This is a genomic window from Metapseudomonas otitidis, assembly GCF_900111835.1.
In the GTDB taxonomy this organism is placed as follows: Bacteria; Pseudomonadota; Gammaproteobacteria; order Pseudomonadales; family Pseudomonadaceae; genus Metapseudomonas; species Metapseudomonas otitidis.
Genome location: NZ_FOJP01000002.1, coordinates 59856 through 73684, shown reverse-complemented (window position 1 = coordinate 73684; position 13829 = coordinate 59856). Strand labels below are relative to the sequence as shown.

Annotated in this window: 12 protein-coding genes, 2 other RNA genes and 1 pseudogene; 8 read left to right on the top strand and 7 right to left on the bottom strand. The window is 58.6% G+C overall.

What is annotated here, in order from left to right; translation table 11 throughout:
• Positions 1 to 8 precede the first annotated feature (8 nt).
• From recR to ffs (BM198_RS02895), 4 genes are all read right to left on the bottom strand, one after another.
• Positions 9 to 608, bottom strand: coding sequence for a recombination mediator RecR (gene recR, locus BM198_RS02910; RefSeq protein ID WP_044412784.1), 600 nt, complete (start codon positions 606 to 608; stop codon positions 9 to 11).
• A gap of 183 nt (positions 609 to 791) precedes the next feature.
• Positions 792 to 1118, bottom strand: coding sequence for a YbaB/EbfC family nucleoid-associated protein (locus BM198_RS02905; protein ID WP_044412787.1), 327 nt, complete (start codon positions 1116 to 1118; stop codon positions 792 to 794).
• 11 nt (positions 1119 to 1129) lie between these two features.
• Positions 1130 to 3286, bottom strand: a complete 2157-nt coding sequence (gene dnaX, locus BM198_RS02900; protein ID WP_074967644.1) for a DNA polymerase III subunit gamma/tau — start codon at positions 3284 to 3286, stop codon at positions 1130 to 1132.
• 205 nt (positions 3287 to 3491) lie between these two features.
• Positions 3492 to 3588, bottom strand: an RNA gene (ffs, locus tag BM198_RS02895) — signal recognition particle sRNA small type.
• Positions 3589 to 4190: 602 nt separating this feature from the next.
• On the opposite strand from ffs (BM198_RS02895), the gene BM198_RS02890 reads away from it, so the two are divergent.
• Positions 4191 to 4772, top strand: a complete 582-nt coding sequence (locus BM198_RS02890; protein WP_074967642.1) for a recombinase family protein — start codon at positions 4191 to 4193, stop codon at positions 4770 to 4772.
• 473 nt (positions 4773 to 5245) lie between these two features.
• Here BM198_RS02890 and BM198_RS02885 read toward each other — a convergent pair whose 3' ends face one another.
• Positions 5246 to 6988 carry an ATP-dependent nuclease gene (locus BM198_RS02885; protein ID WP_074967640.1) on the bottom strand — a complete coding sequence of 581 codons (1743 nt, stop codon included), beginning with the start codon at positions 6986 to 6988 and terminating at the stop codon, positions 5246 to 5248.
• A 1533-nt stretch (positions 6989 to 8521) separates the two neighbouring features.
• Here BM198_RS02885 and BM198_RS02880 point away from each other — a divergent pair.
• From BM198_RS02880 to BM198_RS02860, 7 genes and pseudogenes are all read left to right on the top strand, one after another.
• A complete protein-coding gene (locus tag BM198_RS02880) occupies positions 8522 to 9343 on the top strand; it encodes an antA/AntB antirepressor family protein (RefSeq protein ID WP_208610348.1) in 822 nt (273 codons plus the stop codon).
• Positions 9343 to 9486, top strand: a complete 144-nt coding sequence (locus BM198_RS30080) for a hypothetical protein (protein ID WP_167368445.1) — start codon at positions 9343 to 9345, stop codon at positions 9484 to 9486. The genes BM198_RS02880 and BM198_RS30080 overlap by 1 nt, the downstream gene beginning before the upstream one ends.
• Positions 9486 to 9674, top strand: a complete 189-nt coding sequence (locus tag BM198_RS29480; RefSeq protein ID WP_139233554.1) for a hypothetical protein — start codon at positions 9486 to 9488, stop codon at positions 9672 to 9674. The genes BM198_RS30080 and BM198_RS29480 overlap by 1 nt, the downstream gene beginning before the upstream one ends.
• 403 nt (positions 9675 to 10077) lie before the next feature.
• Entirely contained in the window at positions 10078 to 10356 is a 279-nt protein-coding gene (locus BM198_RS30745) for a BRO-N domain-containing protein (protein WP_083422309.1), read from the top strand.
• Between the two features lie 34 nt (positions 10357 to 10390).
• A pseudogene (locus BM198_RS30740) lies at positions 10391 to 10552 on the top strand (hypothetical protein); the annotation flags it as partial.
• A 267-nt stretch (positions 10553 to 10819) separates the two neighbouring features.
• The gene (locus tag BM198_RS02865; RefSeq protein ID WP_074967636.1) at positions 10820 to 11401 is read left to right on the top strand and encodes a KilA-N domain-containing protein; all 582 of its coding nucleotides are present in this window, start codon (positions 10820 to 10822) and stop codon (positions 11399 to 11401) included.
• A gap of 210 nt (positions 11402 to 11611) precedes the next feature.
• Complete coding sequence (locus BM198_RS02860) at positions 11612 to 12118, top strand: DUF4823 domain-containing protein (protein WP_074967634.1); 507 nt, start codon at positions 11612 to 11614, stop codon at positions 12116 to 12118.
• A gap of 29 nt (positions 12119 to 12147) precedes the next feature.
• Here BM198_RS02860 and BM198_RS02855 read toward each other — a convergent pair whose 3' ends face one another.
• Complete coding sequence (locus BM198_RS02855; RefSeq protein ID WP_074967632.1) at positions 12148 to 13599, bottom strand: site-specific integrase; 1452 nt, start codon at positions 13597 to 13599, stop codon at positions 12148 to 12150.
• A gap of 80 nt (positions 13600 to 13679) precedes the next feature.
• Positions 13680 to 13776, bottom strand: an RNA gene (gene ffs, locus BM198_RS02850) — signal recognition particle sRNA small type.
• Positions 13777 to 13829 lie beyond the last annotated feature (53 nt).

The window sequence follows — 13829 nt, the reverse complement described above, 5'->3', positions numbered from 1 at the left end:
AAGAGCGATCAGAGGCCGATGGGGCGGCGGCCGGCCAGAGCGTGGGTAAGGGTGCCGCCGTCCACCAGTTCCAGCTCGCCACCCAGCGGTACGCCGTGGGCGATGCGCGAGGCCACCAGGCCCTTGGGTGCCAGCAGTTGGGCGATGTAGTGGGCGGTCGCCTCCCCTTCCACGGTCGGGTTGGTGGCGAGGATCACTTCGCTGAAGGCGCCGGCCTCGATCCGCTCCATCAGCTCGGGAATGCCGATGGCCTCCGGGCCCAGGCCATCCAGGGGCGAGAGGTGCCCCTTGAGCACAAAGAAACGGCCGCGATAGCCGGTCTGCTCCACGGCGAACACGTCCAGCGGCCCTTCCACCACGCACAGCAGCGAGTCGTCGCGACGCGGATCGGCGCACTGCGGGCAGAGGTCGTCCTCACTGAGGGTGCGGCATTGCTTGCAATGCCCGACACCTTCCATTGCAGCGGTAAGTGCCTGGGCCAGGCGCAGGCCGCCGCTGCGGTCACGCTCCAGCAACTGCAGCGCCATGCGCTGGGCCGTCTTCTGGCCTACACCGGGCAGGATGCGGAGGGCGTCGATCAGTTGGCGGATCAGCGGACTGAAGCTCATGGGGCGTCTCGGAAATGGGGGCTGGGGGGTAGAACGGACTCCGGTGCCCTGCTCGCTTCCGACCTCTACTCCACGCGCTGTCGCCAGGAGCGATCAGATGGCATGCAGTACAAGGCGTGAACGGCTACGGGCACCGGAGTTTGAAGCAGAAGGCACCCCGACGAGTCGGGGTGCACGCCCTCTTTAGAAGGGCATCTTGAAGCCGGGCGGCAGCTGCAGGCCGGCCGTCATGCCGGACATTTTCTCCTGGCTGTTCTGCTCGATCTTGCGCACAGCGTCGTTGACGGCGGCGGCGATCAGGTCTTCGAGGATTTCCTTGTCTTCCTGCATCAGGCTGTCATCCAGGCTCACGCGCTTGACGTCGTGACGGCCGTTCATGACCACGCTCACCAGGCCGGCACCGGATTGACCGGTCACTTCGGCGTTGGCCAGCTCTTCCTGCATCTTCTGCATCTTTTCCTGCATTTGCTGGGCCTGTTTCATCAGGCCTGCCATGCCACCCTTCATCATGATGGTTGTCCTCAGCGGTCAAGGGGTTCAATGGTGTCCGGGCGCACGCTGGCCCCGAACTGTTCGATCATCTTCAACACCAGCGGGTCGCTGGCAATCGAGTCTTCGGCGTCACGCTGGCGGGCCGCACGTTTGCGGGCGGCGGCCTGGGCCGGGGTTTCCTGCTCGGGGCGGCGGATCTCCACCTCAAGGGTCAGGGTGCGGCCGTGATACTGGTTGAGGGCCTCGTTCATGCGCCGTTGCTGCGTGGCGTTGAACAGGGCGCTCTGGGCCGGGTCCAAATGCAGGCGCCAGGTGTCGCCCTCCACGGCCACCAGGGTGCAGTTGGCGGCGATGTTGCCGGTCATGCCGCTGATGCCGAGGCGCGGGAACAGGTCCAGCCATTCGGCGGCCAGGCCAGTGGCCGGCTGCACATCCGGCAGGACTTCGGGCTCGGCCACCACGGCCGGCTCGCCGACGGGGAGCTCGTCGAGGTAGGCGATGGAATCGGCGTCCGCCTGATAGTAGTCGTCATAGTCCCCAGGCGGCGGCTCTTCGTCGTCGAAGGGCGCTTCGGACGCCGGCAAGGCTTCGGCGACGGGCACCGGCGCTGCGGCGATAGGTGCCGGTGCGGCGTTCGGTACGGGCGCTTCAGCTACAGGCTCGGGCTCGGGCTCGGGCTCGGGCTCGGGGGCAGGTTGCGCGACTTGCACGGACGCGGCCGCTGCTGCGGGCTCTTCCCAGGGCAGGTCGACCGGCACCTCGGCGCGGGACTCGGCAACCACGGCGGGCTGCGGCGCCGGCTCGATGACCGGTTCGCTCACCACGCCGGGCTCGACCGGCGCTACAGGCTCGGGTTCAGGCTCGGGCACCACGGCAGCAGGCGCGGCCTCGACCACCGGTTCCGGCGCCGGCTGCAGGGCCGGCACGACCGCCGGAGTGGGCGCGGCGGCAGGGGCCGGCATGGGCGGTTGGGGCACGGGCGCGGGGATGACGGCCGCCGGAGCCACAACGGCGGCTCCGGCCACGGGGTTCTGGCTGGAATCAGCTGTGGCCTTGCTGATCCCCGGGTCCTTTAGCACCACCCTCGGCGCGCCGTCGGCATCAGCCGGGCGGAACGCCAGCATGCGCAGCAGCACCATCTCGAAGCCGCCGCGCGGGTCCGGCGCCAGGGGCAGGTCACGACGACCGATCAGGCCCATCTGGTAGTAGAACTGCACGTCTTCCGCCGGCAGCGCCTCGGCCAGTGCCAGCACGCGGTCACGGTCGCCCTGGCCGTTGTCGACGGCATCGGGCAGGGCCTGGGCGATGGCCACGCGGTGCAGCACGTTGAGGATTTCGGCCAGCACGCCGTTCCAGTCCGGGCCCTGCTCGGCCAGGTGACGGATGGCCTCAAGCACGCCACGGGCATCGCCCTGCAGCAGCGCGTGGAGCACGCCGTAGACCTGACCATGGTCGAGGGTACCGAGCATGGCGCGCACGTCGGCGGCCAGGACCTTGCCTTCACCAAAGGCGATGGCCTGGTCGGTGAGGCTCATGGCATCGCGCATGGAACCATCGGCGGCGCGGCCCAGCAGCCACAGCGCGTCCGGATCGAAGGGGACGCTCTCGGCGGTGAGTACGTGGGTCAAGTGCTCCACCACGCGCTCCGGCGGCATGTTCTTCAGGGAGAACTGCAGGCAGCGGGAGAGGATGGTGACGGGCAGCTTCTGCGGGTCGGTGGTAGCCAGCAGGAACTTCACATGGGGCGGCGGCTCTTCGAGGGTCTTGAGCAGCGCGTTGAACGAGTGCGTGGAGAGCATGTGCACTTCGTCGATCAGGTAGACCTTGTAGCGGCCCCGGGTCGGCGCGTACTGCACGTTGTCCAGCAGCTCGCGGGTGTCCTCGACCTTGGTGCGGCTCGCGGCGTCCACTTCGATCAGGTCGACGAAGCGACCTTCGTCGATCTCCCGGCAGACCGAGCACTGGCCGCAGGGCGTGGAGCTGATGCCGGTCTCGCAGTTCAGGCACTTGGCGAGGATGCGCGCGATGGTGGTCTTGCCCACGCCACGGGTACCGGTGAAGAGGTAGGCGTGGTGCAGGCGCTGGTTGTCCAGGGCGTTGATCAGGGCCTTCAGCACATGGGTCTGGCCGACCATTTCCCGGAACGAGCGGGGACGCCATTTGCGCGCAAGAACCTGATAACTCATTGAAAACCGTCGCAGCAGTGAATCGGGAGGGGGCTAATGCTAGCGGAGCAACCTGCAAATTGCACCCGAGATGCACGCCCGTGACGAACTTCTTTCGGTGACGGGAACGCCATAAGGGCGGGACGTGGCACGGCAGTGCTCACGCAATGCGTGGCGAGGAAATCAGCAAGAAGGGGATGAAGCGAGGGGAAAAATAAGGAGGCGACCCCACCAGCCACACCCCGGCACTCGATGTCACCGCTGCGGCTGCTCCCTTCCGGGCCTGACCGGGTTCACGGCTGATCAATGCGGGAAGGCCTGAAAGCCTCGCCATTCCTGACTTCTAGCGTTTTCTGCTCGTCGCACGACTATCAATCGGAGACCACATTCTATAGCGCTGGCATGAGCCTTTGGGAGCGCTTTGGATCACCGTTTCGGATCACTTCTGGATCCCTTTTGGATCACTTGGCCACACCCCACCGGCCGTTTTTTGCCAAAAATACGAGCCCCTATCTATCGAGTCGTCCCACTTGAGTCCCCCCGGTGCCCACCCCTCCCCGCCTGGAAAATCAGGGCACCCCCTACCCCATCAAGCACGATGCTCAGGCTGCCCTTTCGCAGAGACGGTTAGCCTGGGCGCGTCAATCAAGCATGTGGCTCAACTCACTCACATATAAAGGCGTAGCTTGCTCAGCAAAGGCGACTAAGCGGAAGGTGTGGTCATTCAGATCGCCCCAAGTTGGGCTACATGCGGGCTCAGGAGGTGGATCAGAGGGTGTACCTTCCGAGCCAAGCTAATCACAGCTTGAGCCAGACGAAGCGCTGCGGCCTCTAGATGGATCAGAACTGTTGATTTCTAATGATCCACCAAATAGCATCTTGAGCCAGCTTTGTGATCCACCTGGCACTCAAGGAGCTATTAGCCATGACCGCCACCATCGCCTACGTCCGAGTCAGTACTGACGACCAAACAACTGAGGCCCAGCGCCACGCCATCATCCAACGCTTCAATGTGAGCGAGTGGTTCTCCGATGAGGCAACCAGCGGGGCCACGAAGGCACTGCAACGGGAGGGCTTCAAGGCACTCCATGCCTATGCCAGGAAGGGAGACACAGTTGTCGTGGCGGCCATCGACCGCCTGGGCAGGGACACCATCGACGTTCTGGAGACAGTCGAAGCCCTGAAGGTCAAGGGCGTGACGGTGGTCTCGATGCGCGAAGGCTTCGACCTGTCCAGCGCAGTCGGTAAAGCCATGCTCACCATGCTGGCTGCAGTAGCTGAGCTGGAACGAGCCAACATCAAGGCCCGCCAGATGGCCGGGATCGAGCGAGCCAGGGCTCAGGGCAAGAAGCTGGGGGCGCCGAAGGTGATCGATGATCAGGCCGTGGCTATCTGGAGGAAGGAGAACGGCGCCAGCATCGCTGATACAGCGAAGCACTGGGGGATCTCTACGGCGGCGGTTAAGCGAGCTTGCAGAGTGCTGCGGGCCCAAGCGTTAGATGCCTAACAAAAGGCTTGAGTGCGTGGGGGCGCATTATTTTTTCGCCATAGACATAGCAAGTTGGCCAATATCAACCCGAAGCGACCGGTGAGAACAAGCAAGTGGACGTTCATCAACACTTCATTCCGAGGCTTGGGGTTCCTACAGAGCCGGGAGGCAAATCACAGTTAACGCCCTGATCAACGAAAGCGCCAAACGAGGCGCCTATATACAGAGAGCTTGAGGTTCGCTGAGTTGGTCACCCCAGAGATTTTCAGCGGGCTGTCAGCAAGACCTTCCAGCGCCAGATTCATATTGGGGCTAGCCACTTTTTGACCAATGCGCTCACAAGAACGCCCTTGATCAACCGTGAGCGTCTACGCCGAGGTCATAGAAAAGCCACTTTACCCTCTCGACGGTAGAGTGCCTTGTGCTGTAAGTGCGCTTGGAATAGGGAACGATACCATTGGCTGATCATGGTCATCGTCCCCTCAGGACGATTAAACGACCTCATTCAGCTCTTCAATCGCTGTCCACTCAAGGCAATTAACCGGTTTTGGCTTAGAGGCGTCTAGCAGATAATCCAATAGTGCTTTCACCTTCTCAGCAGACTCTGCATCGTTTTGGATACGGACGAAAGCTCGATATGGCTTCTCGTCCTTGGACTCTTTTCCGAACAACGCCGTCTCAAAGCAGGTACAGCACGCAACAAGCCTGACGCGTCCTTCAGCATTGTCGAGCTTTAGCACGGAGGCGATGGTTTTATTCATTCCCCAAGCTGGATTGCCATTACCTGTTACCGTGAGCGGAGAATCGGTATCGTGGAGGATCGTAAACTGCTTGGAGAACTGCAGGAGGACTTTCGCTAAGGACGGGATAATCCCCTTACCACGAGCCCGGATGATCTGGACGTCCTTATACTCCTCAACGTACATGTCCTTGATGATGGAGAAGGCTGTGTACTCGGTATCGCCTTCAACGATGATCTGCCGCCCACCAAAGAAAAACTCGTTCACGTAGGGGTCACACACGTTGAGCATCTTGAGGTTTTTCTTATCGTCATCGTCCAACTTGGCACGGGTAGGTCTGTACAGAGTCGTACTTTCTACCTCGTTACCTTCGCCACGGTATACGCGAACAATGGTGGTATTGTCCTTGGACAGATCGATGAAGATCGGTGAGTGCGAAGTAATCATCACCTGCCAGTTACCTGTCTGAGGCAGATCGTAAAGAACTGCTCTAGCCTCCCGGATAGCCGAGGGATGAAGGCAAATCTCAGGTTCATCCAGAAGCAAGACGTGCGGCCTTGTCCCTTCGCGATCCTTCACCTCCGACAGGTATTTCAAGGCTGCCCAGAGCAAAGTTCGACGGGCACCACTACCTTGGTTGGCAATTCCTGACAGGTAACCATCTTTTGGGCCCATCAGCAGATCAGCAGTAGTTTTGAATGGGGTGTAGGCCTTTTCGATATCCAACTCAGGTTTGGCATCAAACTTCACATGGTGGTTCGGGAACAGACGGTCAAGATACTTGGTGATCTCAGACTCAATCGAAGCAACCTCTGCCTCAGTCGCTTCTACAGCTTTTGTCTGGAGCAACTTGATTTTCTCAATCACAAGCTCATAGTCAGATAACACTTGAGCGGGATCCGACTTGATCTGTTGAACACGCTCTTTAAGCAAGGAGCTGATTAAGTTGACAATCTCATTCGCTTGAGCGTCGGGTGAAGCAAACGCATCAATGCGATGGGGACGTGGGCGCTTTGCATTGGCTATGTTTGGGGCCCCCCACGGCACTTGTGCATCCCAATCCCCCTTCTGCACATCGAAGCCCTGCCGGACCGGATCTTTGGTTGGACTGTCCCAGATCCAGCGTTCGCGGATCAGGAATTCTCCGTTGGCCTGGACATCAAGCCAGCGCGCCCCTGGCGCATCACTGAACACGATCGTTTGAAGTTCAATGGTCGGAAGCGCTTCCCTCTCTACTACGCCATTTGGGAAGTCGCTGATGCTCAGCTTGCCGGCAGATGATCCGTGAGACATCACGATTTCATAAGCTCGTAAAATGCTACTTTTTCCAGCGTTGTTGGCGCCAACTAACACAACGATGTCATCCAGTTCAATCTCAACTGGAACTGCACCAATTGACCGAAAATTCTGAATGATGAGTTTATGCAGTCGTGGACGAGGTACACCCTCTTCAATCAGCGAAACAATTTCGGGTACTGCAGCCTTCTTAGCCATAGAAAAATCCCTGTAGTTGTAATTTGAGCACCCGAGAATGGAGAACTCTAGGCGAAATTAATATCTCCGCCGCCAGCAGAATGTCAATACGACATCATTGTGATTGTTTTTCAGCTATGGATATCGATAATGAAATGTTAGGGAGCAGTATTTTTCGACCATGATCGCTGCCATCGACAAGTCGACTTTGTTTTTACGCATCAGTGCGTCAAAGCGGCGGCCGCCCTCTGATCGCAGACGACGAAAGGCGCTCAAGACTGCGCACGAAGCAGAAAAACAGCTATCACCGAGCAGCTCTCCTAGCTTTGTGAGTTGAATATGGCCGCGACTTTCAATCAGAACGTGATCGACAGAAAAGGGCTTCGATCTTCTCCCACACCGCGAACGGTTGCAGAAGGAAGACGCACAGGAGAGGTTTAGGGGCAAATCAACCCGCTGCGCCTTATCCTCGTCTGTGCGATGTGGAGTCCTGCAGATTGTGCTCTCAATGGTCAAGACTGCTTCTGAGCTTTCTGATATTCAGGCGTGCGCATCATACGGCGGATGTCGACTTCTGGGCGATAGGAGACCCTTGCAAGCCAAAAGCCAATCACTTTATACATCACAAATCTTGCAATATCGAATCACGTTCGACGAAGATCGATTAACACACAGTTATGGAGAGGAGAACGCGCAATCTCGCAAGTTCGAGCCTCAACCATGGCGCTCGATCATTACCGCCGCAAACAGCCGGAAGGACGGTCGAGCCAGGGAAAGGCAACAGCCCAGCGAGGCGACCGCCGAGTACCTACTGCTACTTTGAGCTCAGGCGTACAGCCCCTCTCACTGCCCCGACAGATCGGCCAGCAGTCACGGGTGATGACGAACCTGACATAGCTGGCTGGGAGGTGATGGCACCCAGTCGAGGCTGGCTACCTGCGATAACTCGCGGGGTGTAGCGGTGGATGGCGAAGCCACTCTATGAGTGTCTTTGAGCCGTCCTGTATCCATGGCCATTACCATCAATCCATCAATGAAGAACGAAGCAATGAGACAGCATCAAGCCTGTCTTGCGAAGGACACTGGCAGGTGCTCTTCAAGCTGCACCGCAAGTTGCTCTTGATGCCTCCCCAACTCTGCTGACACAGGATCGATGATCACCGATGACGATGTTGTCAGTGACCATCCCCGTCAGTGGTTGTCAGGAAGCCCAAGACTCTCTGTCAGTCCGCCTCCTGCTCATCTTCATGCCCCTCCAGATGACTCCGCCCAGGAGTTTCCCCATTCGCCTCTGTCACCCATCAGCCCTGGCCTCAGCACAGTAGCGACCTAGGCAACCACTGCTGCCCAGGCTTTGGCCCGTGAATGGCATCCAGGCACCGGGGAACTCCTGGGCAAGTCACCAAGCATCAACCCTGCATCCCTTGCAGATACCCCTGAAACCCAGCCCGTTTTGTCCAGCCGTCCGAGCCGTCCGTGTTTCCCTTGTAGATGGGAGCTGGTGGCATGGATGGAAGGGACTCTGACGGCTGAACAAAAAGGAACATCTACGCCATGAAAAGCAAACGAACTGGCAAGTCCTTCAACTACACCCCGGCTGATTGTCCGAAGCATGTGATGCTGACTCTCGGTTTCACCGAGGAACAGACTACGAGGATGACCAAGGTTCGCCGCATCCTCCCGTTCGTTGAAAGCAGAACTGCACCCTGCATTGATGCCCGCAAGTTGTGGGAGAACATCGGCAAGCCCGAGGGGAAGTTCGCAAACTGGGTAACTCGCGGAGCTTCAGCCATATTTCACAGATTCGGGAAAAATGGGGAAGTCCTAGAGCACCAGACTCCGACAGGCAAGCGCCCTCGCACTGACTACACCCTCAGCCGCGACTGTGCTGCACATCTAGCGATGACGGCAAACACTAACGAGGGTTTCTTCGTGCGCGACTACTTCCTCGATATGGAGGAACTCGGAAACAAGCTCCTGAGGTACACGCCGATCCGTGGCTCCATGATCACCACCATCGACAACCAAGTGGCCCATCAGGCATTCGTGGTTGCTGGTAACAAGGCCAAGGCTGGTGAGCTACCGAAGAGCCTGGTCAAGCAGGAAGCCTTCAATACCCAGAAGACACTCATGTCGCTGGTGTGCAGGGTGATGACTGGTCTCTCTGCAGGTGAATGGAGGGCCAAGGTAGGCAAAGGCATCCGTGATGTACTCTGCCCAGAAGACCTAAACCAGTACGCCCGAGCCTACGACTCCGCCCTGACCATGTTGGCTGGCGGCCTCACGCTGTCGCAGATCGAAGCCGTGCTGAACCTGCCCTTCGGAAACAGCGTCGACCCGAGCGACTACATCAAGACCCAAGCGGAGGTGGCCTGATGCGTCTACCTGAACTGATCTTCCTGGGCGCCCTGCTTCTCTGGCCTTTGGTTCCACTGGTGTACCTGCTGTGCATCGTCTGGCAGACCGACTTCAAGCTGGTAGCTCGATCCAAGCACAGAACCGCAGAAGGGTCTCGCTGATGAAGAGCATCGGCAGCGAAGTAAGGAAAGCCAGGAAACGGAGTGCTTCGGGCATGGCTGCCACAACAGAAGGCACCGTCCAGCATCCGCTGCTGAGCGAGATCCTGGCCGCAGATAAACGCAGATGGAAAGCAGCCCAGCAGATGAACCTTCCGGTGCTCCGGCTAGCACTTACAAGCAGCGACTAACAGAACCCCCATCACCCTTCTCCTGGAGAGCCAGGAGGCCGACTTATCGGCTTGGTGCTGGGGGTTATTTTTTCGCGGATGGCTCAGAGTTGAGCCATGGTGGGACTGGTGGATGTCTAAAAGGCGGGATTTTCCCGCATTTTGATCGCTGGTGTAACCCTTACTCAGGTTAAGGGTAAAGGCTGCTGCTGGTATGGCTATCACTGATCCGAGTAGGGATAAGGCTGCTTCTGGGAGCCTTATCACTTACCAGGCAAGGGATAACCAACGAGCCTCCAGACCTGACCCGGCGATTCAACTGGTCAGCTACCAGAGAACACCCATAGCCCGCCTCTGAGCGGGCTTCGTCTTTTCTGGAGGACAGAACTTCTTCTTCCACGACGGCAGCGTCGAGGCCAAGGGCATCCGCGTCGTCGATCTGAACGGTGAGCCGTGGTTCCTGGCAAAGGATGTGTGCAACGTCCTCGGTATCCAGAACGTCACGGATGCCACCAGGCAAATCAAAGACTCCCGCAAAGTTAGGTTGAATCTAGGTTTGCCGGGCCGCGCTCCCCTGAGACGGTGGAGTACATCGACGCCCTTTCCAAAACTGTGGAATCCACAGCTTTGGTGGAAGCCAAGCGTGGTAACAACGGCGGCACCTGGGGCCACCCAAAGATGGCCGATGATGAAGTCATTCTGAAACAGATTCAGACAGGGGTTCGTTCCGTCACCTCAGCGAGGATGAGCGGATGTCTCTGGAGAAGAGAGCGCGCCCTAACCACGTTCTCTTCCAGGGCCGTACTGCACGGCTCTTGGTACTCAATGAGTCCGGTCTGTACAAGCTGATCATGCGCTCGCAGAAGCCCAGGCTGCCAAGGAGACCGCCGAGAACCTGAAGGCACTGATCGGCCAGTAAATCCCCTCACTTCTAGCGAACACCCATAGCCCGCCTCTGAGCGGGCTTCGTCTTTTCTGGAGGACAGAACATGAGCAAGCAACTGACTGTATGCGGCGTGGCCATCAAGCAGGACGCCGAGGGCCGTTACTGCCTGAACGATCTGCACAAGGCTGCCGGCGCTGAACCGCGCCATAAGCCAGCGCTGTGAGAGCGCCAAGCTGGCGACCTGATTGATGAGCTGAGAAAAGGTACGGATTCGTACCCTTTGCAAACCAGGCTCGGGCGCAACGGCGGCACCTTCGTGGTGAAGGAGCTGGCCTACGCCTACGCCATGTGGATCAGCCCGAAGTTCCACCTCGAAGTCATCCGCTCCTACGACCGGCTGGCCACCGAGGGCGTGGCCGTCCATGCGTCCGCCGCCGAGGCAGTGCTCGACGACCCGCTCACCTACATGGAGAAGGTCATCGCCCAGGCCAAGGTACTGAAGGCAGAGCGCGACCGCCTCGCCCTGGAGAACAAGGAGATGGCACCGAAGGCTGTCGTCTTCGACAACTGCGTGGCGCTGCGTCAGGAGTCCCTGGCCACCTTCGTGCGCACCCTGGAAGGCGTCAACACGATGGCCATCAAGGGTGATCTGGCTGACCTGGGCTACCTGTACCGCACCGTCGGCGCTGGCAAGTACCGCGTGTACGCCAAGTACCGGAACGTGTTGTTCACCGAGAAGCTGATCGCCCATCCGACCCGCCCGGTCTACGAAATCCTGCCGACTCCCGAGGGCAAGAAGCTGATCGTCCAGCTCTACCGTGACGGCAAGCTGACCATGAAGAAGGCATACGCAGCAGCATGAGCGAGTGGGTGCAAACCCACTTGCCTTGTCCCTGTGGCCAATCCTCTGACGCCTACTCAGCGCTAAGTCTCTCGGCAGCGTCCCGGCAGTCATTTACACATCAAGGACATAGACAGCATGGTGGCACATTAGTAGCCTTCTCTTCCCCTACTGCCAATCGCGACCCATACAGCAGGGACAAGTCAAAAATGGAAGTACAGCGGAGGCCACGTGCAAAAGATATTAGTAATAGCGGCTTCGATTCTAGCCAGCGGATGCACTGCGAAGTACGCACAGACAGATGTATCCATTAACCCAGGAAAGCTGGACCGCACTGCAGCAGTGACTATCGCAACGCCCAATGACGGGCGCTATGAATCGACAACCTATCAAGCATCGGGAGAGATGACCGCTGCGGCCGTTCGCAATGCATTTTCTCTTTACTCAAATCAGGTTGCGATTATAGAGTCCTGCCGAGAACTCAACTGTCTGCGACAGCAAGGCCACTCTGGGTACTTCGTCGTACCAGAGATTCTTCACTGGGAAGATCGCGCAACTGAGTGGTCGGGCATTCCCGATAAGATCCAAGTAAAACTCTCAATTTACGAACAAGAGGGACAGGCACCTCTTGCCTCCACCGTAATTGTCGGCAAAAGCAAGTGGGCAACATTCGGTGGCGATCACCCACAAGACCTTCTACAAAAGCCTATTGAAGCGTTTGTAAAGGCTCAGTACTAACAACCACCGGGGCGCCAAAAACGCCCCCCCTACAACACATTCAGCGTAAGAAGCTCTACCACCGGCGCAAGCACTTCCGGCCTGTAATCCTTCCCATAACGGCCGAAGGTTATTCCCCCGGTCTGATGACCCAAGATACCTCCCACAAGCGCTTCCGATACGCCCTTCTGCTTCAAGTGGTCAGCCACGGTATGCCTAAAGCTATGGAAGTCCTTTTTTCCTTCAAACGCCATTTGAGCCCTAATCCGTGCAAACCATTTGGAAGGAGCAGCCGCATAGCCATGCTTCTTATGGCAGGTCAGCTCAGGGAAGACACGCTGATACCCTGCCGCTCGCTGTTTCTGAATGAACTCAATGAAGCCCAGCGTTTTCAACTTGGAATGAATCGGCACCAGCCGCTCGGAAGATGCAGTCTTGAGCTTCTGATCGGGTCGTGATGCTCGAATGTGGAGGCAGTCCACACCGTTGATGGTCACCACATCGTCGAGGTAGAGCTGACACAGCTCATTGAGCCTCGCTCCGGTGTACAGCCCCAGCAGCGGCAGCCAGTACTGATTCGGCTTCTTGGTGCCGGCTGAGGCGTATACCTCCGTCGAGAACAATCGGCGCAGTTCCTCCTCGGTAAAGACACTGCGCTCCTCGCTGACCTTGCCCCGCTGCTTCACCCTCAGCCCATCGAAGGGATTGCGCTCGCAGTAGCCCTCACGGATGGCGTAGGAGAAGAAGGTTGTCAGGTTCTTCACATAGTTGTTGAACGTAGTGTGGCTGATCGTGCTCGTTGCCGTCTTGATGATCTCCTCCAAGGATTGACCTTCGGGGAGCTGATTGAGACGCGGGGGCAGCTTGAGAGCTGTCTCGCGGAACTTCCTGGCATCCTGGCGGGTGATCAGGTCAATGGGCATGTCACCGATGATACGCACCAGTAGGGATGCAACGGATCGCTTGTCGTCGATGGTCTTGGTCGAGACGCCTTCCTGCCCCTGCTGCCCCAAGCACTCCTCGACCACCTTGGAGAAGCGAGGAGACGTACTGGGCGAATCTGGTACTAACCCCATGCCCTGACCTGAAGAGGCTCTTGCAGAGGCTCTGCGGAGCTTCTGAGTGCCTTCTGCCACTCTACCCTGCCCCACCTCGCCATTCGCTCCAGACTGCCCCTGCAGGGGCGCTCCAGCAGCCGCCATGACCAACTGCTGCTGACGGAGCCATGAGGCCCAACTGGCGACTCTCTTGCCTCCAGCCTCCCAACCACCACACAAGACATCCAGACAAGGCCGAATCCCCTGGAAGGCTTGGGTGTAGAGGCGCTGAACCTGCAAGAGCAACTCACGGCCACGAATCAAGGCTTCGCGCTTGCAGCGGGTCTGCAGGGAGCGACGGATCTCAACGCAAGGAAATAACGGGCGTATGACTTCGGGCACCACGATCCTGAAATAGAAGATCGAATGCCGAGACAACCAGAGGTAGGAGGGAAGAGCTGACACGGTGGATCACCCTTTGGATCACCTGCGTGCTCCAGAGCGAAAAACCGTTAGAAATCAATTACTTACAGAAATGGAGGCGACCCCACCAGCCACACCCCGGCACTCGATGTCACCGCTGCGGCTGCTCCCTTCCGGGCCTGACCGGGTTCACGGCTGATCAATGCGGGGGGACCGGCAGGGCCACCATAACGCGGCTCGCCAGATCGGCGAGCCGCGCCATTGTACTGGCT